The sequence below is a fragment of the Mesorhizobium sp. M1423 genome (genome assembly GCF_040317575.1).
Lineage (GTDB): Bacteria > Pseudomonadota > Alphaproteobacteria > Rhizobiales > Rhizobiaceae > Mesorhizobium.
Map to the genome: position 1 here is coordinate 74,440 of NZ_JAMYKU010000005.1, position 20,460 is coordinate 94,899.

At 63.6% G+C, this 20,460-nt stretch carries 22 protein-coding genes; 14 read left to right on the forward strand and 8 right to left on the reverse strand.

All coding sequences use genetic code 11. The annotated features are described in order from the left end of the window. The 6 genes from NKG95_RS08405 to NKG95_RS08430 all read left to right on the forward strand — a co-directional run bounded on the left by NKG95_RS08405 (position 1) and on the right by NKG95_RS08430 (position 7,301). Positions 1 to 1,521 (forward strand): ABC transporter substrate-binding protein, encoded by a 1,521-nt coding sequence (locus NKG95_RS08405; RefSeq protein WP_353040424.1) that lies wholly within the window; start codon positions 1 to 3, stop codon positions 1,519 to 1,521. Between the two features lie 34 nt (positions 1,522 to 1,555). Next, complete coding sequence (locus NKG95_RS08410) at positions 1,556 to 2,515, forward strand: ABC transporter permease (RefSeq protein ID WP_353040425.1); 960 nt, start codon at positions 1,556 to 1,558, stop codon at positions 2,513 to 2,515. Further along, positions 2,515 to 3,354 carry an ABC transporter permease gene (locus tag NKG95_RS08415; protein WP_353040426.1) on the forward strand — a complete coding sequence of 280 codons (840 nt, stop codon included), beginning with the start codon at positions 2,515 to 2,517 and terminating at the stop codon, positions 3,352 to 3,354. Before NKG95_RS08410 ends, NKG95_RS08415 begins: the two co-directional genes overlap by 1 nt. Next, positions 3,351 to 5,099, forward strand: coding sequence for an ABC transporter ATP-binding protein (locus NKG95_RS08420; protein ID WP_353040427.1), 1,749 nt, complete (start codon positions 3,351 to 3,353; stop codon positions 5,097 to 5,099). Before NKG95_RS08415 ends, NKG95_RS08420 begins: the two co-directional genes overlap by 4 nt. 70 nt (positions 5,100 to 5,169) lie before the next feature. After that, a complete protein-coding gene (locus NKG95_RS08425; RefSeq protein WP_352482740.1) occupies positions 5,170 to 6,171 on the forward strand; it encodes a serine hydrolase domain-containing protein in 1,002 nt (333 codons plus the stop codon). Between the two features lie 5 nt (positions 6,172 to 6,176). After that, positions 6,177 to 7,301, forward strand: a complete 1,125-nt coding sequence (locus tag NKG95_RS08430; RefSeq protein ID WP_353040428.1) for an anhydro-N-acetylmuramic acid kinase — start codon at positions 6,177 to 6,179, stop codon at positions 7,299 to 7,301. On the opposite strand, the gene NKG95_RS08435 is transcribed toward NKG95_RS08430, so the two are convergent. Together NKG95_RS08435 and NKG95_RS08440 are read right to left on the reverse strand one after the other, a co-directional pair. Further along, complete coding sequence (locus NKG95_RS08435; RefSeq protein ID WP_352482743.1) at positions 7,302 to 7,730, reverse strand: GNAT family N-acetyltransferase; 429 nt, start codon at positions 7,728 to 7,730, stop codon at positions 7,302 to 7,304. It abuts the gene before it with no gap. 49 nt (positions 7,731 to 7,779) lie between these two features. Beyond that, entirely contained in the window at positions 7,780 to 8,961 is a 1,182-nt protein-coding gene (locus tag NKG95_RS08440; protein WP_353040429.1) for an MFS transporter, read from the reverse strand. A gap of 48 nt (positions 8,962 to 9,009) precedes the next feature. Between NKG95_RS08440 and NKG95_RS08445 the strand changes: the two genes are divergently transcribed. The 3 genes from NKG95_RS08445 to NKG95_RS08455 all read left to right on the forward strand — a co-directional run bounded on the left by NKG95_RS08445 (position 9,010) and on the right by NKG95_RS08455 (position 11,167). Beyond that, complete coding sequence (locus NKG95_RS08445) at positions 9,010 to 9,549, forward strand: Lrp/AsnC family transcriptional regulator (protein ID WP_352482745.1); 540 nt, start codon at positions 9,010 to 9,012, stop codon at positions 9,547 to 9,549. A 138-nt stretch (positions 9,550 to 9,687) separates the two neighbouring features. Further along, positions 9,688 to 10,227: a dihydrofolate reductase family protein gene (locus NKG95_RS08450; protein ID WP_023716688.1), complete on the forward strand. Its 540-nt coding sequence runs from the start codon at positions 9,688 to 9,690 to the stop codon at positions 10,225 to 10,227. A 22-nt stretch (positions 10,228 to 10,249) separates the two neighbouring features. Then, entirely contained in the window at positions 10,250 to 11,167 is a 918-nt protein-coding gene (locus NKG95_RS08455; protein WP_353040430.1) for a sigma-70 family RNA polymerase sigma factor, read from the forward strand. 74 nt (positions 11,168 to 11,241) lie between these two features. On the opposite strand, the gene NKG95_RS08460 is transcribed toward NKG95_RS08455, so the two are convergent. Genes NKG95_RS08460 through NKG95_RS08485 form a run of 6 tightly spaced genes read right to left on the reverse strand, consistent with a single transcriptional unit; the run spans position 11,242 to position 15,615 of the window. Further along, complete coding sequence (locus tag NKG95_RS08460; RefSeq protein ID WP_023716687.1) at positions 11,242 to 12,501, reverse strand: ABC transporter substrate-binding protein; 1,260 nt, start codon at positions 12,499 to 12,501, stop codon at positions 11,242 to 11,244. 48 nt (positions 12,502 to 12,549) lie between these two features. After that, positions 12,550 to 12,978: a DUF4440 domain-containing protein gene (locus NKG95_RS08465; RefSeq protein ID WP_023716686.1), complete on the reverse strand. Its 429-nt coding sequence runs from the start codon at positions 12,976 to 12,978 to the stop codon at positions 12,550 to 12,552. 8 nt (positions 12,979 to 12,986) lie between these two features. Next, positions 12,987 to 14,042 (reverse strand): aldo/keto reductase, encoded by a 1,056-nt coding sequence (locus NKG95_RS08470; RefSeq protein ID WP_352482750.1) that lies wholly within the window; start codon positions 14,040 to 14,042, stop codon positions 12,987 to 12,989. Then, positions 14,039 to 14,392 carry a TIGR04076 family protein gene (locus NKG95_RS08475; protein WP_352482752.1) on the reverse strand — a complete coding sequence of 118 codons (354 nt, stop codon included), beginning with the start codon at positions 14,390 to 14,392 and terminating at the stop codon, positions 14,039 to 14,041. Before NKG95_RS08475 ends, NKG95_RS08470 begins: the two co-directional genes overlap by 4 nt. Continuing rightward, a complete protein-coding gene (locus NKG95_RS08480; protein WP_352482754.1) occupies positions 14,393 to 14,881 on the reverse strand; it encodes a DUF3830 family protein in 489 nt (162 codons plus the stop codon). Next, positions 14,878 to 15,615 carry a GntR family transcriptional regulator gene (locus NKG95_RS08485; RefSeq protein WP_084642406.1) on the reverse strand — a complete coding sequence of 246 codons (738 nt, stop codon included), beginning with the start codon at positions 15,613 to 15,615 and terminating at the stop codon, positions 14,878 to 14,880. The genes NKG95_RS08480 and NKG95_RS08485 overlap by 4 nt, the downstream gene beginning before the upstream one ends. A 126-nt stretch (positions 15,616 to 15,741) precedes the next feature. On the opposite strand from NKG95_RS08485, the gene NKG95_RS08490 reads away from it, so the two are divergent. From NKG95_RS08490 to NKG95_RS08510, 5 genes are read left to right on the forward strand one after another with little or no spacing between them, the layout of a single operon-like run. Then, positions 15,742 to 16,539, forward strand: coding sequence for an ABC transporter ATP-binding protein (locus tag NKG95_RS08490; RefSeq protein ID WP_353040431.1), 798 nt, complete (start codon positions 15,742 to 15,744; stop codon positions 16,537 to 16,539). Then, on the forward strand, positions 16,536 to 17,285 hold the full coding sequence (locus NKG95_RS08495; RefSeq protein WP_353040432.1) for an ABC transporter ATP-binding protein: 750 nt from the start codon (positions 16,536 to 16,538) through the stop codon (positions 17,283 to 17,285). The genes NKG95_RS08490 and NKG95_RS08495 overlap by 4 nt, the downstream gene beginning before the upstream one ends. Then, positions 17,282 to 18,190, forward strand: coding sequence for a branched-chain amino acid ABC transporter permease (locus tag NKG95_RS08500; protein ID WP_353040433.1), 909 nt, complete (start codon positions 17,282 to 17,284; stop codon positions 18,188 to 18,190). The genes NKG95_RS08495 and NKG95_RS08500 overlap by 4 nt, the downstream gene beginning before the upstream one ends. Next, complete coding sequence (locus NKG95_RS08505; RefSeq protein ID WP_353040533.1) at positions 18,187 to 19,170, forward strand: branched-chain amino acid ABC transporter permease; 984 nt, start codon at positions 18,187 to 18,189, stop codon at positions 19,168 to 19,170. The genes NKG95_RS08500 and NKG95_RS08505 overlap by 4 nt, the downstream gene beginning before the upstream one ends. Further along, a complete protein-coding gene (locus tag NKG95_RS08510) occupies positions 19,167 to 20,459 on the forward strand; it encodes an NAD(P)/FAD-dependent oxidoreductase (protein ID WP_353040434.1) in 1,293 nt (430 codons plus the stop codon). Before NKG95_RS08505 ends, NKG95_RS08510 begins: the two co-directional genes overlap by 4 nt. Position 20,460: the final 1 nt, after the last annotated feature.

Below are 20,460 nucleotides of genomic sequence, written 5' to 3' on the forward strand. Positions count from 1 at the left end.
ATGGTACGGCACATTGGCAAGAAACTGCTTTCCGCCATGACGCTCGCGGCAATGCTGGCCATTGCCGCGGCACCGGTGCAGGCGAGCGCGGCGACGCTGCATATGGCGTGGTCGCAGGACGCCACCGGTCTTGATCCGCACAAGCAGACGGCATTCTCCTCGCTGCGGTTGCTGGAGCTGATCTATGAACCGCTGGTACGGCTCGACGCCAATCTGCAGATCACGCCCGCGATTGCCGACTCCTGGCAGTTCTCGGCGGACGGCAAGGAGCTGAGCTTCAGGCTCAATCCGAAAGCAAAATTCCAGAACGGCGCCGCCGTGACCTCGGCCGACGTCAAGGCATCCTTCGAGCGCATACTCGACGAGAAGACCGGTGCGGCCGCCCGCGCCAACTTTCTCTCGATCGCCAGCATCGACACGCCCGATCCAGCCACCGTTGTCTTCCACCTCTCGCAGGCGGATGTGCCGATCCTGACCGCGATGAGCGACGTCAATGCCGCGATCGTCCCGGCAAGCGAAATCACGGCCGGCTCGATCGGCACGACGACGGTCGGCTCGGGTCCGTTCAAGCTCGAAAAGTGGGATCCGAATTCCAAGGAAGTGCTTGTCGCCAACAAGGATTGGGCGGGCGGCGCGACCGGTGTCGACGGCATCGAGATCAGCGTGCTGCCGGACGAAACGGCGATCCTGGCGGCGATGCGCACCAAGCAGATCGACTTCGCCCTGCTCAACGATCCACTTGTCGCCACGCTGGTGCCCAAGGAAGCCAGCCTGCAGTTGAACCGCGTGCCGGTGCTTGCCTACCACGTGCTGCAGCTCAATCCGTCCCGCAAGCCGATGACCGAACTCAAGGTGCGTCAGGCGATATCCTGCGCCATCGACCGGCAGGAAGTGCTGGACACCGCCTCGCTCGGCGAAGGCAAGGTCACCGGCCCGCTGACCATCCCGGCGCTGGCGACCGATCCGAACCAGTTGTTCTGCTACAAGCGCGACGTCGAGAAGGCCAAGCAACTGATGACTGAGGCCGGCTTTCCCGACGGCTTTTCGGCGACCGTGATCGGCGCCACCGGCGAGCCGCCGACAGCAGCGGCGGAAGCCCAGGTGATCCAGTCGCAGCTCGCCGAAATCGGCGTCAAGCTCGATATCAAGATGATGGAGCTCAATGTCTATGTCGATGCCTGGCTGAAGGGCGATTTCGACATGGCCGTCGCGCTGAACGGCGGCAGGGCTGATCCCTACACTATGTACAACCGCTACTGGACCAAGACCGGCAATCTGCAGAAGGTGGCGAACTATATCGACGATACGCTGGACGGCCTTATGCAGAAGGGCCGTACCGAGACCGACCCGGCAGCACGCAAAGCGATCTTCGCCGACTTCGAGAAGCACATCACTGAGATGTCGCCTTGGATATGGCTCTACACGTCCTACAGCTACACGGCCCAGCAGAAGAATATCGCGGGATTCGAACCGGTGCCGACAGGTTCGCTGTTCAGCCTCGCCAAGGTGACGATCCAGTAGCTGCTTCGATGCCGGACGAGAGGATATTCTTCGCGTGAACTATCTGATGCGGCGACTGGCGACCTTCCCTCTCGTCCTGCTTGGCGTGTCCATCGTGGTGTTCCTGGCAATCCGGATGGTTCCGGGCGATTCGATCACGGCGATGCTGGGAACCGAAGCCGGCCTGCTGACGCCTCCTCAGCGCGACGCGCTTGCGGCCTATTTCGGCATCGACCAGCCCTGGTTCATCCAGTACTGGCGTTGGCTGCTTGGTCTTTTCCAAGGCAATCTCGGCATTTCGTCAACCTATGGCAGGCCGGTGCTCGGCGTTATCCTCGAACGCTTCCCGCTGACGCTGGAGCTTGCGCTGCTGTCGATGATCATCGCCCTTGTCGTCGGCATGCCGGCCGGGATCTTTGCCGCCACCCACAATGAAAAGCTTTCCGATCTCGGCGTGCGCGTTGTCGCAATGATCGGACAATCGACGCCGAACTTCGTCCTTGCACTGCTGATCATCTACACGCTGTCGGCGGGGTTTGGCGTTTTGCCGGCGATGGGCGAGTTTTCGCCGCTGTGGCGGGATCCGCTGCACAATCTCAGCCAGCTGTTGCTGCCGGCCGTCACGCTCGGTTTCGCCTTCGCGGCGTCGGTCACCCGTATATCGCGTTCGGCGATGCTCGACGTGCTGAGCGACGATTACGTCAGGACCGCGCGCAGCAAGGGCGTCTCGGCGCGCGGCGTCATCTGGCGGCATGCTTTGCCCAATGCGCTCATCCCGGTCGTGACGCTGAGCGGCATAGAGTTCGGCTATCTCCTGGGCGGGGCAGTCATCGTCGAGCAGATCTATGCGCTGCCCGGTCTCGGCCGCATGGTGCTGGACGCCATCCTGCAGCGCGACTATGCGCTGGTGCAGGGAAGCGTGCTGTTCATCGCCTTCAACTTCATGATCGTCAATCTCCTCGTCGACCTCGCCTATGTCGCGCTCGACCCGCGTATTCGGCTAAGCGAGCACTGATGGCGACATTGCGGGCCATACTTGCGCACACCAGCGGCCGCATCGGCGGTGCCATCGTTGCGCTTTATCTGCTGCTTGCCGTACTTGGCATGCTGGGGCTGACGCCGCACAATCCGCTGACGCAGCACCGGGTCGAGCGGCTGCATGCGCCTGACAGCACTTACTGGATGGGCACGGACCTGTTCGGCCGCGATGTCGCAAGCCGGCTGATGACCGGGATCGGCCAGTCCTTCCTCGTGGCCTTCTTTTCGGTCGCCTTCGCGACACTGGCCGGCACCGTGCTCGGGCTGGCGGCAGCCTGGTTCGGACGCCGCTGGGACGGCCTGGTGATGCGCATCATGGATGTGCTGCTGGCATTCCCGGCGATCCTGCTGGCACTGCTGATCGTCGCGGTTGCGGGACCGGGAACCTGGACCAGTGTCGTCGCCATTGCCATCGTCTACACGCCGATTTTCACGCGCGTGGTGCGCGGCCCGGCTCTGTCGCTGAAAGCGCGCGAGTTCGTCGACGCGGCCCGCACGTTCGGCAGCAGCTCGAGCTACATCTTGACACGGCATCTGCTGCTCAATCTGGTCGCGCCGTTGACGGTTCAGGTGACGCTGGCGCTGGCATGGGCACTGCTCACCGAAGCCGGCTTGAGCTTCCTCGGGCTCGGCACGCAGCCGCCCGCCGCGTCGCTCGGCCTGATGCTGAGCGACAGCCGCAATCTGATGGAGACGGCTCCCTGGTTGATGATCTTCCCGGGGCTGGCGATCATGATCAGCATCCTCGGTTTCAACCTGCTCGGCGATGCGTTGCGCGATGTGCTCGACCCGAAGACGCGGAGATCGATCGCATGATCCCGCTGCTGTCCGTCAGCGGTTTGCGCGTCGGCTTCGGCCGAAAGCCGTCAGCCAATGAGGTCGTGCGCGGCGTCAGCTTCGATCTCGCTGACGGCGAGACGCTGGCCATCGTCGGCGAAAGCGGTTCGGGCAAATCGGTGACGGCGCTGTCGATCAATCGCCTTGTCGATTATGGCGGCGGCCGCATCACCGCGGGCTCGATCAAGCTGAAGCGGGCCGACGGCAGCATGTTCGACCTGACAGCCGCGGCCGAGCCGCAGCTGACGAATATCCGCGGCGGCGAAATCGGCATGATCTTCCAGGAGCCGATGACCTCGCTCAATCCGGTGCTGACCATCGGCAGGCAGATCGAGGAATCGTTTCGCCTGCATCGCGGCCTGACCGGCCGGCAAGCGACGGCGGCGGCCAAGGACGCGCTCGACCGCGTGCGCATTCCCGATGCTGCACGGCGGCTGAAATACACGCCCAACCAGCTTTCGGGCGGCATGCTGCAGCGGGTGATGATCGCCATGGCGCTCGCCTGCAACCCGCGCCTGCTCATTGCCGACGAGCCAACGACGGCGCTGGATGTTACGGTGCAGGCGCAGATCATGGCGCTGCTCGCCGAGTTGAAGCAGGAAACCGGGATGTCGATGATCTTCATCACCCACGACATCGGTCTGGTTGCGGGCATCGCCGACAAGATCATGGTGATGCAAAGCGGAGAAGCTGTCGAGCAGGGCGCGCTGAACCAGATATTGGATGACCCGCGGCATCCCTATACGCGGCATCTGCTTCATGCGGTGCCGCATTTCGCCGGCGGCAGTGCGACACGCAAAGACATGCAACGCGAAAAGCAAAAAGCTACCGAGCCGGCGCTGAAGGTCGATGGCCTCGTGGTGCGATTTCCCGTCAAGGGTGGGTTTTTCAGCCGCGCCAGCGGTGCCGTGCACGCGGTAGACGGTGTGGATTTCGACTTGATGCCGGGCGAAACATTGGCCGTCGTCGGCGAGAGCGGTTCCGGAAAATCCACCGCAGCCCGTGCGATTCTGGGGCTGGTGCGCTCGACGCGCGGCACAATCTCGGCCAGCACGCGCAAGGCCGCCGCCGGGCAGAGCGCCCTTCCCGTGCAGATGGTGTTCCAGAATCCCTATGGCTCGCTCAATCCCAGGCTCGCCATCGAAGGCATTCTTGCGGAACCGGTGATCGCCACGGGCGGGCGGATAACTGCTGAGACGCGAGCGAAAATGGCCGCGCTGCTGAACCGCGTCGGCCTGCCGGAAAACAGCCTGCAGCGTTATCCGCACGAATTCTCCGGCGGCCAACGCCAACGGCTGTGCATTGCCCGTGCGCTGATGCTCAATCCCTCCGTTGTCGTCCTCGACGAAGCGGTTTCGGCGCTCGACGTATCGGTGCAGGCCAGAGTGCTGGAGCTTTTGATCGAGCTACAGAGTGAATTCGGACTGGCCTATCTGTTCATCTCGCATGACATGGCTGTGGTCGAGCGGATCGCCCATCGCATCGCGGTCATCTATGCCGGCCAGATCGTCGAGATCGGCGATGCCAGATTGGTGCTCTCGGAGCCGAAGCACTCCTATACCAAACAGCTTATCGCGGCCGTTCCCACCATAGACCGGCGGCATGAACGTTTCGAGCTGGACACGCGCCAGGTTCCCTCGCTCGTGCGTCCGCTGGGATTTGAGCCGGGCCCGGCAAAATGGCAGCAGTTCGGGCCGGATCATAGAGTACGGGTGGAAGTGTGATGATTGTCGCCCGAAAGCATGCAGAGGCAGACGGACAGCTCCCTCGCTGCCTTTCAGACGGACGCCGCAATTGATCGATCCCGATCTCTTCTCCCGCGCATTCGCCCCTCTCGAAGCGGCAGTGGCTGCGGCGCGCATTCCGGGCGGCGTGCTCGGCATGGTCGACCGGGACGGCGAACGCATCGTCCGGGCAATCGGCTCAGCCCAAGTCGTGCCGAAGATAAGGCCGATGCATGTCGGGACATGGTTCGATCTGGCATCCCTGACAAAAATCATCTTCACCACACCGCGCATTTTGGCGCTGGCGGAAGAGGGGGTCATCGACCTCGACGCGCCGCTGATTTCGGTCCTGACCGATCTTCGCCAATATGACGAAAAGGCCTGGGAGCGGACGGTGACGTTTCGCCAGTGCCTCGGCCATCAGACACCGTTTCCCGCCGTCGCGCCGATCTACACCTATGGGCGTGACCCCGAGCTGTTGCGCGCCTTTGTCTTGCAGCGCGAGTGGCAGGTCGGGGAGCCGGTCTATTCCGATATCAACTTCATTCTGCTCGGCTTCGTCCTGGAGCGCCTGTCCGGCAAGACCATTCGCGACATGGATCCCGGTCCGGGCTTCGCGTTCTCCGCCGAACCGGGTCAAGCGGCGGCCACAGAAGATTGCACATGGCGCCATCGCGTGCTGTCAGGCGAGGTCCACGACGACAATTGCTCGGCATTGCAAGGGGCCGGTCACGCCGGGCTGTTCGGAACGGCAGCTTCGGTCCTCGACTTTGCGCGAGGGCTGCTGGACGGGACCGGCGCGTCGCAGCGCTCGATAGCGCTGATGCGCACGCCCTTGTCGGCAACCCGCACCCATGGCTGGGAGCGACCCTACGAAGGCTGGTCCGGCGGCCGGCTGTGCAGCCCCGAAACCATCGGGCATACCGGCTTCACCGGCACCGGGCTTTGGGTCGACTTCGACAAAAGCAGAGCGTGGACCTTGCTCACCAACCGGATCCATCCGACACGTCATTTCAACAGCGGGATCGCAGCGCTTCGCCAAGCGGTCGGCGATCTCGTCAACGGAGCCTGACAATCATGAAAAATGGCGAACCAATATGGGCCGTCGGCTTGATGACCGGCACCGTGCTGGACGGCAATATCGACGTCGCGCTGATCAAGACCGACGGCGAGCGGATCGCGGATTTCGGCACCTACACGCTGGCCCCCTACCCGCAGTCGATCCGGACCTTGCTGGAAGAGACGCTTAGGCAGGCAAGGAACTGGAATTTCACCGGGCCGGAACCGGCAATCTTCCACGAGGCAGAGGAGGCGCTGACGCGCGCCCAGTCTGCGGCGGTCAAGGATCTTGTCGAAAGCCACGGCCTGACCATGGCCGACATCGGCGTCGTCGGCTTTCATGGCCAGACCGTGCTGCACCGTGCCCCGCAAGTAGGCCGACTGGGCCAGAGTCGCCAGCTCGGCGATGGCGAGCTGATGCATGCCATCCTGGGCACCAAGGTCGCCTATGACTTCCGCTCGGCCGACATGCGCGCCGGCGGCCAGGGCGCGCCGCTGTCGGCGGCCTATCACGCCGCGCTGCTGCGCGAAGCCGACGCCAGCGGCGACACGGCGGTGCTCAATCTCGGCGGCGTCGCCAACATCACCTGGTGGGACGGCAAGGACAATGTCATCGCTTTCGATACCGGACCCGCCAACGCGCCGCTGAACGACTTCATCAAGTCGAAGGGGCTTGGCGAAATGGACCGCGACGGCGCGCTGGCTCGCGTCGGGACGGTCGATGAGGCACGGTTGGCCAAGCTCCTGCAGCACCCGTACTTGACCAAGCCATACCCGAAATCGCTGGACCGTTTCGATTTCGGCGCCTCGATGGCGGACGGGATGAATGCCGAGGATGGCGCTGCCCTGCTGACGGCCTTCACCGCGGCCGCGGTCGGCAAGGCGCTCGATCTTCTGCCGCGCCGGCCGAAGCGGCTGGTGGTCAGCGGTGGCGGTCGCCACAACCCAACGATCATGGCCATGCTTGCCAGCCGCGCCGGCGTCGAAGCCGTGCCGGCGGAGGCGCTTGGCTGGAAGGGCGACGCGGTGGAGGCGGAGTGTTTTGCCTTCCTGGCTGTGCGCGTGCTTAGGGGCTTGCCGATCAGCTTCCCCAGCACGACCGGCGTGCCACAGCCGATGTGCGGCGGACGCCTTGCCGGCTAGTTAAGCCACCAATTTCTTCTGCAGGAAGATACGGCTTCGGCCAATGGGAAAGTCGGCGAGCGCACCGAACGGTCGATAACCTTGGCGCTCATAGGCCTTGGCGGCCTTGGGATTGAACGTGTCGATCCAGGCGCCGTGACAGCCGCGCGCCATCGCCTCCCTCTCGGCTGCCTCGAGCATCCGGCCGGCCATGCGCTGGCCGCGCAGCTTTTCATCGACCCAGAGCCATTGCACATAGAGCCAGCCCCAGGCGGTGTATCCCGAGATGCCGGCGACAATCGCGCCGTGCTCATCGCGCACGAACACGGCCAATGTCTTCCTGCCGGAGGCGCCGACATCGCTGTCGTTGAACGCCGCAAGCCGCTCTCCAAGAAAAGCCAGCTCGTGCGGCAAGGGATTGGCGGTTGTCTCAAGCGTTGTATTGTCCATCCAACGAGCATCTATCGAAGGATCGGGCCAAGACGCAAGCCTTGCTGCGCTATAGCTTCGGCGAACGCCACGCCGCTGCCGCAGCAGCGATCAGCATGAGCAAGGCTGCAACCACCGCCGATGCCGCAAACCCGAACGTGGAATAAAGCGGCCCGAACGCCGTGGTGCCGACGAACACCGCGAGATAGGTCACCGCGCTGTTCAAACCCATGATCGTGCCGCGGCGCGCAGGGTCGAGCGCCGATAGGCGCATCACCAGGACGTTCAGCCCGAAATGATTGGCAAGGCCCCAGACGGCTATCATCGCTATGGTCAGGCCGAAGCTGCCACTTGCCGCAGCAATCGCGACATAGACGAGCGCGACGAGCAGATAGGCAAACGGCATGACCCGCCGCGCGCCCAGACGATCGATGACGCCGTCAAGAAGTGCCGCCGTGCCAAAGCCGGCGCCATAGGCGAGCGCGGCCAGCCCGTTGGCACTGACCGGCCGTCCCAGGCCGTTGTGAAGGTGATCGCCGAGATAGCCATAGACGCCATAAAACGCCGTCATGAAGGCGGCGCAGGCGACCAGAAGCGGCACTATGCCGGGAACACCCAAGGCGCCCAGCGGCGTCGGTGCCGGACCGCTCTTCCTGACGTCGCTGAGCAACGTCAACGTGAGGCTGGCCAATGCGAGTGTTGCGAGCACCGCGACCGCCGCGAACACGGCGCGCCAATGCACCAGGTCGGCAAGTACGGCCGACAGCGAAACGCCGGCGACCATGCTCAGCGTCCAGCCGGTCAGCACGACGCCGATGGTCTCGCTTTCACGACCGGGCGGCGCAATCGCGGCGGAGCTGGCATAGATTGCCGGCATGGCGACACCCGCAGCAATGCCGGCGAGAAGCTGGGCCGCGACCAGCGCCGTCACCGTCGGCGCCGCAGCGCTGGCGACGAGCGCTATTGCCAGCAGCAGCAACGCTCCCTGCAGCATGCGGCGGGCGCCGAGCCGGTCGATGTAGCGCGCCAGGAACAAGGCGCTTGCCGACGTACCGAGCCCGAACGCGGCGGACGCGATCATGACCGCCGGCACGCTTGTGCCGAACGACGCGGCCACCGCCGGTGCAATCGGACCGAGCACAAGCGAGTTCGAGCCGATCACGGCAATGCACCCGGTCAGCAGGTAAGCGAGTGCCGGGATTGGCGGCTTGGGGGCCGCTGCGAATGTGGCGACTTGATCACTGTTCGACATATGGCAATAATGGCCGTATTAAATTCTGCATCAATCGGGAATTTTAATATGGATGAAGAAACAGATGGCATTCCGCAGAACAGGCCTGCCGCCCGCGATATCGATGCAATCGACCGAAAAATATTAGGCGTCCTGGTCGACGACGCGACGATCAGCTATGCCGAGCTCGGCGACCGCGTCGGCCTTTCGCCGCCGGCAGTCCATGAACGCGTCAAGCGCCTGCGGCGGAGTGGCGCCATCCGCAACACCGCGGCCATCATCGATCCCAAGGCGGTACACAAGCCGCTGCTCGCCTTCGTCCATATCGATACCAAGGGGTGGGGAAAGACGCCGGAGCTGATGGCGATTTCCGAACATCCCGAAGTCGAGGAGATCCATTCGGTGGCCGGCGACACATGCATGCTGATCAAGGTCCGCACCGAGGACACGCGGGCGCTCGAAGGCCTGCTGTCGCGCCTCTACGAAACACCCGGCGTCACCTCGACGCGAAGTTACGTGGTGCTATCGACCTATCTGGAGCGGCCAGTGCAGCCGGGGATTACGACGGAGTGGCCGACGCCCCGGCACATGGCCAAGCCGCTCTATTAACTCAAACGATCCTCACGCGTATCCAAAGTCGAACCGGGAACGTCCTAGAGACTGCATCCTGTGGTTATCCATCGGGCCGTTTCGTTTTCGCCGGTTCTTGGGTCTCACGGGACGCCTGTGCGCAACCGGAGATATGCGATGAGAAAATTGATAGTGGGCAGCTTCATTTCGCTGGACGGCGTCATCGAAGCGCCAATGGAATGGGCCTCGCCCTTCTTCGACGAGGAGATGAAGGAGCACTCCTATGAAAAGGCCGGCGAGGCCGATTTTTTCCTGCTCGGCCGCATCACCTATGAAATGTTTTCGGCGCGCTGGCCGCAGGTCAAAGGCAGCAAGTACATGGACCGCATGAACGGACTGAAGAAGCTCGTTGCGTCGCGCAGCCTCAAGGAGGTGAGCTGGAACGCATCGCTGATCGAAGGCGACGTCGCTGCCGAAATTGCCAGGATCAAGCAACAGGCCGGCGGCAACATACTGAAGTATGGAGTGAGCAATCTCGACCAGACGCTGCTCGCCAACAGGCTTGTCGACGAGTATCAACTCTCGATCGTGCCGACCCGCGTCGGGCATGGCAAACGCGCTTTCCAGGATGTCGACCCATCCTTGGTCAAGCTGGAGCTTATAGATACGCACCGTTTCAAGAACGGCGTCATTACGCTGACCTATGTCCCGCTGTGATCCGTCGCCGAATTGAATGCCCATGAAGATGCAGCCAAGACTTGACCCGACCGGGCTTTTCGACGTCCGCTACGCCGGCTTCCTGGAGACAGTCGCGCATTTGCGCGGGCGGCTGCACCGCTACTGTGCACGCATGACCGGTTCGACGCTCGACGCCGAAGACGTGATGCAAGAGGCGCTGTTCGAGGCCTATCGGAAGATCGAGAAGCTGGACGATGCGAGTGCTCTTCGCCCCTGGCTGTTTCGCATTGCACATAATCGCTGCATCGATTTCCTGCGAAGCCGGCAGGTGCGTCAGCATGCGGAGGCCAATTTCGTCGAAGACGAGATCATCCTGCCGGTCGAGCCGGTGGGCAACGGCGCGGATCGCGCGATCGAACGGCTGGTTATCCACCTGCCGCCCAAGGAACGCGCCTGCGTCCTGCTCAAGGATGTCCTCGACTATTCGCTGGAAGAGATCGCCGATCTCGTCGGCTCGACCGTGGGTGGCGTCAAGGCCGCGTTGAGCCGTGGCCGCTCCAAATTGGCCGCCTTGTCAGGCGAGCCAATCGTCCGTTCGGAGCCCCAGCGCGATCCGGAACTTCTGGAATTGCTCAGCCGCTATGTCGAACTGTTCAATCGCCGCGACTGGGACGGGGTACGGGCGCTGACCAGCGCGGATGCCCAATTGCAAGTCGCGGATTGCTTCAAGGGAAGGCTATCGGAATCACCTTACTTCGTTGAATACGAAAGAGCCTCGACGACCTGGAAAATGGCGATTGGCATAATCGATAGCGAGGCGGTGCTGCTCGTGCTTCACCATGGCGAAGACGGTTGGAAGCCGGCCCATCCGGTTCGGATCGAAGCCGCTGGCGGGATCATAAATCGCGTCACCGATTACTATGCCTGCCCCTGGATCATGCCGGCCGCTGGTGCGGTGGTCGTTTCCGGGCCGGCCTAACCGGCAGCAGGACCTGCCAGTGTCCGGCATCGACCTCAATGAAATGGGATCGATGCCGGACGGGGCATAGGCGCTTACTGAAGTTTCGCCTGCAAGGCGTTGACGTCATCCGTCGTCATTTCGCCGTCGGTCGTCACCTTGCCGTCGACGATCTTCCAGAGCCGGAACGGGCCGGTGATGTCGCCATACTTATCGAAGGCGACCGGACCGATGACGCCTTCGTAGCGGATCGGCTTGCCCTCCTTGATCAGGCCGAGCGCCTTGGCGAACTCGTCCTTGCCGGCATAGATCGGCGTGCCGGCCGGGTCGACCGCCTTGTACATCGCGTCCTTGATCTTGGCCGGATCCTCAGAGCCGGCAATGGCGATGGCCAAGCCGACGATGGCGCCGGCATCATAGGATCGATCGGCCGCCGGGTTCGAGGGTTCGATGCCCGAAAATTCCTTGTAGTTTTTGGTGAAATACTCGGTCGATGCGGTCGGGCTGGTGCCGGAGGAAGTGCCGTACGCATCCTTCAGGTAATCCGCGCCAACGGATTCGATGAAGTCCGGGCTGTTCATGCCGTCATTGAGCAGGAACTTCTGGACACCGCCCTGCGAAATCCAGGTGCGGGCGATGGTCGCGCCGTCGACAGGCGTGCTGACGAGATAAAGCCCGTCCGGTTCGCCGGCCATCGCCGCGGTCACTTCCGAGGCATAGCTCGACTGCTTTTCATTGTAGGGCGTGTCGGAGACGATGGTGCCGCCGAGCGCCTTATAGGCGCGTGAGAATTCCGCCACCATGTTAACGCCGAAGTCGTTGTTGACGTGGATGACCGACAGCTTCTTGAAACCCTTGTCGATGGCGTATTTGGCGGCAGCGACACCCTGCAGCGCATCAGATGTGATGGTGCGGAAGAAGATGCCGTTGGTCTTGCCGTCGCGCCCAAGCGCCGTCAGCGTCGGCGACGAGGAAGCAGGCGACACCTGGACGATCTTGGCCGGAGCGGTGACCGAGGTCAAGATCGGGATCGACACCGAGGAAATGATGCCGCCGATGATCACCGGCACCTTCTTGACCTGCACGAGTTGTGTCGCGGCATCGACCGCGATGTTGCCTTGGCTCTGGCTGTCGCGGGTGTCGGTTGCTAGGTCGCAGCCGCGCACGCCGCCCGCCTCGTTGATATCGCGGAAGGCCATTTCGACCGATTTTGCGCCGGCCTGGCCGTATTCGCCGGCGGGACCGGTCAGTTCCATGACGAGGCCGACCGTGATCTTGCAATCCGCGGCCTGCGCTGCACCGGCCGCTGTCACCAGAGCCAGCGCAGTGGTGATCTGAAGTATGGTCTTTTTCATTGTTGTTCCCCTTTCGTTACACGACTCTCATTGACGCCTTGAGCCTGTTCAGTCTTCCGGCATCTGCAGCCAGGTTTCATGCAGATGTCGCCATTCGACGCCGTTGGGCGCCGATGAGCTGGTGGTGAAGACCGCACTCGAGCGGCGGCGGCTGTGCTTGCCCCCGCGCTGCTGTGCTTCGATGTAACAGACGACGATCGTGTCGTCTGACTGCCAGCCGGCCCGGATATCCTCGATCGAGATACTGAAATCGCCATCAGAGGTGGCGCGGCTTGCCCTGACATGGTCGAGCACCGCGTCACGATCGAGGACCTGACCGTCCGGCGCAACCATGCAGAAGCCTTCGCCCATGACGCGTTCGAAGCGGCTGAAATCTGCATTGTCCGCACTCGCCGCATTGAACCAGTCGACGAAGAAGCGGTGGAGATCGACCACTTCGGCACTGGCGCGGGAAAGCAAGGAGGGCTTCTCGTCCATGGCCGCGCTCATTTCCTGCCTGCATTCAAATTGTAATGCATGATCGAGCCGTGGCGGCCGTGACGGTCGCGTTCCAATGTGTAGACGTCGCCCAGCGGCCCACGGCTTTGCGCGATCACGGCAGCGATCCTCGCCCGGTCGTCGGCATCGAGCGCGATGTCCATGATTCTGGCATTGGCAAGGGCGTGCGCCTGGTTGCGGGCGCCGACGATGACGGCCGCCACTTGCGGCTGCTCCAGCACCCAGGCGCTGGCGATGGTGGCGATGTCGACGCCGTGGTGGTCGGCGACGGCCTTCAGTGTGCGAAGCAACTCCTGGAAAAGCTCCCAACCGCCAAAGTCGTCGATGATCAGCTTGTATTTGACCAGCGACCGGTTTTCGAGTGGCGTTTGTGGCTCGGCAACGCCTAGCCATTTTTCGCTGAGGAAGCCGCCCGCCACCGAACCGTAGCAGAGGAAACTGACGCCGTGCTGGCTGGCGAGCGCCGCAAGGCTGTTGGCCGGCCGCTGGTCGAGTACCGAGTATTGCAGCTGTTGGCTGACCAGCGGCACGCCGGCGGCCAGGATCTCGGCCAGCCGCGGCGTGTCGAAATTGGTGGTGCCGATGTTGCGCACCTTGCCTCGGAGACGCAGGTCGTTGAGCCAGCCCATCGCATCGACGTAGCCCGGCAGCGCATAGTCCCACCAATGGAACTGAACGAGATCGAGCCGCTCGGTCTTCAGCCGCCGCAGCGACTGGTCGACGATGCTGCTGATGTAGTCGCGGCTGATGCTGGAAAGCCTTTCGAGGTCAGGCACCAGCTTGGTGTGCACCTTCATCTTGGCGGCGGCGTCGAGGCCGCGCTCATTGGCAAGCCGCAGGCGCGCGGCACCGATCAGTTCCTCGACGCCGGTATAGATGTCGGCACAGTCATAGGTCCCGATGCCGGCGTCGAACGTGGCGATCAGGTCGGTTACCGCCTGTTGGCGGTCGATCGCGCCGTGCCCGCCGGCAAGCTGCCAGCCGCCACGAATGACGCGCGAGATCGTGTAGCCGGGGCTGAGCTCGAACGCCTTGGCGGTCATCTCTGGTCAGTCTCCTTGGGCAGCGGCACAGCCGTGGTTTCTGAATGACTGAACCACCGCTTGCCGGTCCTGACGATCCTGAGCCGGCTGGCGCAATTGGGATCTGGACAGGCGATCTCGGCATCCGAAGTCATCCAGTCGTTCCTGTGGGTCGGGCGTTGCTTTGCGGCCAGAAGCGGCAACACTGCCGCAATGGAATAGATCGAGAAGCCCTGCCCCGTCGGCATCGACAGCATCTCGCCCTTCAACTCGAAATAGTCGCCGGCCTTGGCACCGCAATAGATCGGCTTGCCCTCGGGGACGACCGCCTCGACGCGAAGGTCGAAGAGTTCGAAACTGTCGTCGGCCATTCAGATCTCCACCCGGGTGAAGGTGATGTCACAGGCGCCGTTGCGGCGGATCGCGCCACAGGCGGCAGCGAATTGATCGCGCTCTTCGGGACGCACCTGCGCGACGACGCTTCCGGCAAGCCAGCCGATCGGGAACAGCAAGCGCGCGCCCGGTCCATAAAACAAGCCGATGTCGAAGATGGCATTCGGGTTGCCGCCCCACATGCGCGGCGGCACGTAGGACAACACGATGTCACCCGGCTGCGGCGTTAGCGTTGCGTTCTCCGCCGGCAAGGGCCTGGCATAGGTTTGGCCCTCAAGTTCGGCTGATGGAACCGGGCAGGAGATTTCCGGCCCGGTCCACATCGCATGGATGCCGGCAACGACGCGCGGCTGCTCGAGATAGGCCAGCAGGAAGGCGGCGTTGTCGGGCGCCTTTTCAGGCAACAGCAGCGCGGTCACGGAAAGCTTCGAGCGTGGCTCGGTGATCCTGATGCCAGGCGTCGTCATGCCCTCAATCCTTCTTTGCTTGCGGATTGGAGCTTGTCGCGCAGGAAGGCGAAGGGCCGGCTGATGTCCGCCACCAGCGCCTCGCGCGCTGCCTGGGCATCCTGCCTGGAAAGCGCTGCGACGATACTACGATGGTAGTGGGCGGTATCGACTTCACCGGCATCGGAAAATGCGTAAATGGCCACGCGAATGCACGGCCCGGATTGCAGCCACAGGCTCTCGATCATCGGGATCAGCACGGCGGAGCCACAGCATCGGTAGATCTCGAAGTGGAAGCTCTGGTTGAGCGTCGCCTCGCGGTCGATATCCTTCTTGTGCTTCAGCGCCCGCATCTCGTCCCATTGGCCCAGCATGGCTTCCACCGTGGCTATCTGGCGCGAATTCATGCGTGTAGCGGCAAGTGCTATCGCTTCGCCCTCTATGAGGGAGCGGGCGCGCAAGAGGTCGTCGATACGCTCCAGCGTGATAGGCGGCACGCGCACCGAGCGGTTGGGAAGCGCCTCCAGCGCCTTCTCGGTGATCAACCGCCCGAGCGCCTCACGCACCGGCATGGTACTGGTGATCAGCGCGTCGGCGAGGCCACGGATGGTCAGCACCTGACTCGGCTCAAAAAGGCCGCCGATCAAGGCACGGCGCAGCTCCGAATAGACGCGATCCTGCACGGTTTCGCGGCCGACCGGCGTAAGCTGGGCTGCGATCGTTTCGTTATTCCGTTCGATGGCGGCCTTCTGCATGGGCAGTCCCGGTCTTGGCCCGTTTTCGGCTTGCGGAAGAAATTAAAGCCGAATAGCGTGATCAAAGCAAGTGTGATCACAAATCAAATCATAGGCAACGAAGATCGCTTTCGGCCAGAGGGATTGATGAGCGACACGACGGAACGGCAGGAGGAGATCCGCACGCCAGTTCTGACGGCCAGGAACGTCGTCAGACGCTTCGGCGGCCTTGTCGCGGTCAACAGTGTCTCGTTCGACGTCCAGCCAGGCGAAATACTTGGCCTTATCGGTCCGAACGGCGCCGGCAAGACCACGATGTTCGACCTGCTGGCCGGCAGCATCCTGCCGACCAGCGGCGAAATCCTTCTCAACGGCGTATCGGTGTCGGGGGAAGCTGCCCATCGCCGTATCGGCCGCGGCCTTGGCCGCACGTTTCAGATCCCCCGGCCTTTGCCCAATCTGACACTGATCGAAAACGTCATGCTGGCCGCGCAGGGGCAGGCCGGAGAAAGACTGCTCGCCAATTTCCTGACGCCGCGGCGGGTCGCCGCCGAAGAGCGGGCGGCCGAGACGAGAGCCATCGAATTGCTTGAGCTCGTCACGCTCGCCCGCCTGGCGCACGAGCCGGCGCGCGTGCTTTCGGGCGGCCAGCGCAAGCTGCTCGAGCTGGCCCGCGTCATGATGGCCGATCCGGCGATCATCCTGCTCGACGAACCGGCGGCCGGCGTCAACGCGACGTTGCTTGAAGTCATCATCGACCGCATCCGCGATATCAACAGAAGCGGCATCACCTTCCTGCTGATCGAGCACAATATCGACATGGTGACGCGGCTCTGCCACCGCGTGCTGGTCATGGCAAGCGGCCAGCTGCTGTGCGAGGGCACTCCGGACGAGGTTGCGCGCGACCCGCGCGTCATCGAGGCCTATCTCGGAGGCGCTGCATGAGCCAAACCGTTCTCGATGTCCGCGATCTTGAAGCCGGCTATGAGCCCGGCGTGCCGATCGTGCGCGGCGCTTCGATCACCGTCGACCAGGGCGAGATCGTCGTCGTTCTCGGTCCCAACGGCGCCGGCAAGTCGAGCCTTATCAAGGCCATCGCCGGCCTTGTCCCGATCACCGGCGGCACCGTGCTGCTGGACGGCAGGGACATCACGGCGGCACCCGCCCACACCATGGTCCGCCTAGGCCTTGCCTTCGTGCCACAGACCGAAAACATCTTCCCGCTGATGTCGGTCGAGGACAATCTCAGGGTCGCCTGCGGCATCCTGAGGCCGCGCGAGGTCCCCGCCCGCATCGAGGAAATGTATGCGGCCTTTCCCGATCTCGCCCGTCAGCGCAGAACGGCTGCGAGCAATCTCTCGGGCGGACAGCGGCAGATGCTGGCCGTCGCCCGGGCGTTGATCGTCCATCCCAAGGTGCTGGTGCTCGACGAACCGTCGGCCGGCCTGTCGCCGAAATTCGTGGCGATGGTGTTCGAGATGCTGGCCGGTATCCGCAAATCCGGCGTCACCATTCTGCTGGTCGAACAGAACGCCAAGGCAGCGCTTGCGATCGGCGATCGCGCCTACGTGCTGGTCGAGGGCAAGGACCGGCACCAGGGCATCGCCTCCGAGCTCTGGAACGATCCTGTCGTCGCCGAGCTCTATCTTGGCCAGCGCCGCCCCGACCTTGGGAAAGGAGGCGCGGCATGAACCTGCAATTCGTCGTCGACGGGCTGCTGGCGGGTTCGATGATCGGCCTCGGCGCCATCGGCGTGACGCTCACCTATTCGATCCTGCGCTTCTCGAACTTCGCCCATGGCGACTTCATGGCCTGGGGCGCCTATGCGACGCTCGCCGTCGTTGGCGCTATCGGCGCGATGTTCGGCAAGATCGCGCCGATCGCTCCCCTCTCCTTCGGCTGGCCGCTGATCGCCGCGCTCATCATAGGCATGGCGGTGACCGGCCTGCTGGCGCTGGCGCTCGACATGGTGCTGTTCGCGCGGCTGCGCGCCAAGGGCCAGGCGATCATCGTGGTGATGGCGAGCTTCGGCGCCTCGATGGCGCTGAGAAGCCTGCTCGAATTCATCTTCACCTCGCGTCCGACCTACTTCAGCCGGGCGATCCAGATCGCCATGCCGATAGGCTTCGGCATTCGCATCACCCCGGACCAAATCGCGCTGCTGCTGCTGACCGCCATTCTGGTGCTCGGCGTGCATCTTTTGATGACCCGCACCCAGACCGGCCGCTCGATGCAGGCGTTGAGCCAGAACGCGGCACTTGCCCGCATTGTCGGTATCGACGTCGCCAGGGTCGTGCGCGTCACCTGGATCATCGGCGGGGGGCTGGCCTGTGTCGCCGGCGTCATGATCGGCATTCTCATTCAGATCCGCCCGTTCATGGGTTTCGAGATGCTGCTGCCGATGTTCGCGGCCGCCATCCTCGGCGGCATCGGCAGCGTGCCCGGCGCCGTCCTCGGCGGTTTGATCATCGGTTTGGCCGAAGCCGGCGCGGTGCAATTGATCGGCGCCGAATGGCGGGCGGCCGTCTCCTTCATCATCCTGATGGCGGTGCTGTTCGTGCGGCCCATCGGCCTTTTCGGAGTGAGGGAACGCTGATGGATCTGCTCGGCTACGGCGCCTTCTTCCTGACCACCGCGCTGATCTTTTCGCTCGTTACGCTCGGGCTCAACCTGCAATGGGGGCTGACCGGGCTTTTTAATGTCGGGGTCGCCGGCTTCGTTGCCATCGGCGCCTACACCTCGGCGCTGCTGACCACGCCCGACGACGCCACGCGCCTGGGCGGCTTCGACCTGCCGATCCTTGTCGGCTGGCTCGGTGCAATGGTCGTTGGCGGCGTCGCGGCCGCCATTACCGGCATTGCCACGCTGCGCCTGAGATCGGACTATCTGGCGATCACCACCTTCGGCGTCGCCGTCGTCGTGCAACTGGTGGCGCTCAATGCCCAGAAGCTGACCGGCGGGCCGTTCGGCATCGGCTTCATTCCGCGTCCGTTCGGCGGTCTTGCCGAAACCCCATTACTGTTCAACCTGTCGAATCTTGCCGTCGTCTCGGTGGTGACGCTGATCGTCTATCTCGCGCTGGAGCATCTGTCGCGCAGCCCGTGGGGGCGCGTGTTGAAGGCGCTTCGCGAGGATGAGCGGGCCGCGATATCGCTGGGAAAAAGCGCGCGGTTCTACCGGGTCCAGGCCTTTGCCGTCGGCGGCGCCATCATGGGGCTGGCCGGTGCGCTGCAGGCGCATTTCACCGGCTTCATCGCCCCGGACAATTATTTGCCGGCGCTGACTTTCCAGGTCTGGGTGATGCTGATCGTCGGCGGCTCGGGCAGCAATATCGGCGCCGTCATCGGCAGTATCCTGGTCTGGGCGATCTGGGCCGGATCAGGAGCCTTGACGAGTGTGTTGTTCTCGCCGGAACAGCAGGCCCGCGCCGCCTCACTGCAGATCGTCGCCATCGGCGTGATGCTGTGCGTCATCCTTCTGGTCAGGCCGAACGGCCTGTTCGGCGACAGGCCGCGACGCGCAAGGTTCGGCAAGGGCGCGAAAGCGGCTCCGGACGAGAGCGCTGCACGGTCATGAGCAACGTTGCCGTGCCACGCGGCCTTTCGCTATGGCACGCCGTCGGCCGCAACCGCCGCGACCGGCCGGCGCTCGAAGGTGCACTCGATGTCGATCTGGCGATTGTCGGCGGCGGATTTTCGGGCCTTTCAACCGCGCTGCACACCGCCGAAAGAGGCATCTCGGTGGCCGTCCTCGAGGCGGAAATCATCGCCTGGGGGGCAACCGGCAGGAACGCCGGCTTCGTCGTGCCGAATTTCGCGAAAAGAGACCCCGACGATATCATTGCCCAGCTTGGGCCCGAACGCGGCGAACGCCTTGTCGATTTCGCCGCCGGCAGCGCCGACCTCGTCTTTGCCCTGATCAAGCGGCACGGCGTAGAATGCGATGCCGTCCAGAGCGGCTGGATACAACCAGCCCATTCACCGGCCGCTTTGCAAAAGACCAGATCGCGCGCCGAACAACGGGCACAACGCGGAAGACAGACTGTCGCGCTGGACAGACAGGCGGTCGAAGAGCTGACCGGCGTTCGCGGTTATCTCGGTGGCTGGATGGACAGGTCGGGTGGCGTCCTCAATCCGGTCGAATATGCGCGCGGGCTGGCCGACGCGGCGGAAAAGGCCGGTGCGCGCATCTTCGAACATACGCGGGTTAAATCGATCGAGCGGACAGGGGGTGGCTGGACTCTGAAGACGGCCGCCGGTTCGGTGCGTGCCGAAAAAGTGCTGGTCGCCACCAACGCCTATGGCGGGGCGCTGGATCGCGCGCTGCAGCGAACCTATTTCCCGCTGAAAATCTTCCAGATCGCGACGGCGCCGCTGCCGCGCGAATACCGCACCCGCCTGCTTCCAGGAGGGCAAGGCGTCGGCGACACAAGGCGCAATCTCTTCACCTTCCGCTTCGATGGCGAAAACAGGCTGATAACCGGCGGCATGCATGTTCTTAGCCTCGGTGCCGACACTCGGGTGCCGCAGGCAATCTGGCGGCGGCTGGCGAAGCAGCTCGATCTCCCGGAGATCCCGCCGCTTGAATACAGCTGGTCGGGGATGGCTGCGGTCGAGCCCGACTTCCTGCCGCACCTCGTCGATCTCGGCCCCGGCCTGGTTGCGGGCTTTGCCTGCAATGGGCGCGGCATCGCCATGACGACTGCCATGGGCAAGGTGCTTGCCGACTGGGCTGATGGAACAAAGCCTCAGGATTTGCCGCTGCCGTTTGGACCGTCGTCGCCGATCCCGTTCCACAGCCTGATGCGGCATGCACCAAACATGGTGCTCCCCTGGAGCATGCTGCGCGACCGGCTGGATGGCTGAT

What these genes read in the sequence shown, in the direction of transcription:
- NKG95_RS08405 (WP_353040424.1), top strand. Translation starts at nt 1, where the DNA reads ATGGTACGGCACATTGGCAAGAAACTGCTTTCCGCCATGACGCTCGCG.
- NKG95_RS08415 (WP_353040426.1), top strand. Translation starts at nt 2,515, where the DNA reads ATGGCGACATTGCGGGCCATACTTGCGCACACCAGCGGCCGCATCGGC.
- NKG95_RS08420 (WP_353040427.1), top strand. Translation starts at nt 3,351, where the DNA reads ATGATCCCGCTGCTGTCCGTCAGCGGTTTGCGCGTCGGCTTCGGCCGA.
- NKG95_RS08430 (WP_353040428.1), top strand. Translation starts at nt 6,177, where the DNA reads ATGAAAAATGGCGAACCAATATGGGCCGTCGGCTTGATGACCGGCACC.
- NKG95_RS08435 (WP_352482743.1), bottom strand. Translation starts at nt 7,730, where the DNA reads ATGGACAATACAACGCTTGAGACAACCGCCAATCCCTTGCCGCACGAG.
- NKG95_RS08440 (WP_353040429.1), bottom strand. Translation starts at nt 8,961, where the DNA reads ATGTCGAACAGTGATCAAGTCGCCACATTCGCAGCGGCCCCCAAGCCG.
- NKG95_RS08445 (WP_352482745.1), top strand. Translation starts at nt 9,010, where the DNA reads ATGGATGAAGAAACAGATGGCATTCCGCAGAACAGGCCTGCCGCCCGC.
- NKG95_RS08450 (WP_023716688.1), top strand. Translation starts at nt 9,688, where the DNA reads ATGAGAAAATTGATAGTGGGCAGCTTCATTTCGCTGGACGGCGTCATC.
- NKG95_RS08455 (WP_353040430.1), top strand. Translation starts at nt 10,250, where the DNA reads ATGAAGATGCAGCCAAGACTTGACCCGACCGGGCTTTTCGACGTCCGC.
- NKG95_RS08460 (WP_023716687.1), bottom strand. Translation starts at nt 12,501, where the DNA reads ATGAAAAAGACCATACTTCAGATCACCACTGCGCTGGCTCTGGTGACA.
- NKG95_RS08465 (WP_023716686.1), bottom strand. Translation starts at nt 12,978, where the DNA reads ATGGACGAGAAGCCCTCCTTGCTTTCCCGCGCCAGTGCCGAAGTGGTC.
- NKG95_RS08470 (WP_352482750.1), bottom strand. Translation starts at nt 14,042, where the DNA reads ATGACCGCCAAGGCGTTCGAGCTCAGCCCCGGCTACACGATCTCGCGC.
- NKG95_RS08475 (WP_352482752.1), bottom strand. Translation starts at nt 14,392, where the DNA reads ATGGCCGACGACAGTTTCGAACTCTTCGACCTTCGCGTCGAGGCGGTC.
- NKG95_RS08480 (WP_352482754.1), bottom strand. Translation starts at nt 14,881, where the DNA reads ATGACGACGCCTGGCATCAGGATCACCGAGCCACGCTCGAAGCTTTCC.
- NKG95_RS08485 (WP_084642406.1), bottom strand. Translation starts at nt 15,615, where the DNA reads ATGCAGAAGGCCGCCATCGAACGGAATAACGAAACGATCGCAGCCCAG.
- NKG95_RS08490 (WP_353040431.1), top strand. Translation starts at nt 15,742, where the DNA reads ATGAGCGACACGACGGAACGGCAGGAGGAGATCCGCACGCCAGTTCTG.
- NKG95_RS08495 (WP_353040432.1), top strand. Translation starts at nt 16,536, where the DNA reads ATGAGCCAAACCGTTCTCGATGTCCGCGATCTTGAAGCCGGCTATGAG.
- NKG95_RS08500 (WP_353040433.1), top strand. Translation starts at nt 17,282, where the DNA reads ATGAACCTGCAATTCGTCGTCGACGGGCTGCTGGCGGGTTCGATGATC.
- NKG95_RS08510 (WP_353040434.1), top strand. Translation starts at nt 19,167, where the DNA reads ATGAGCAACGTTGCCGTGCCACGCGGCCTTTCGCTATGGCACGCCGTC.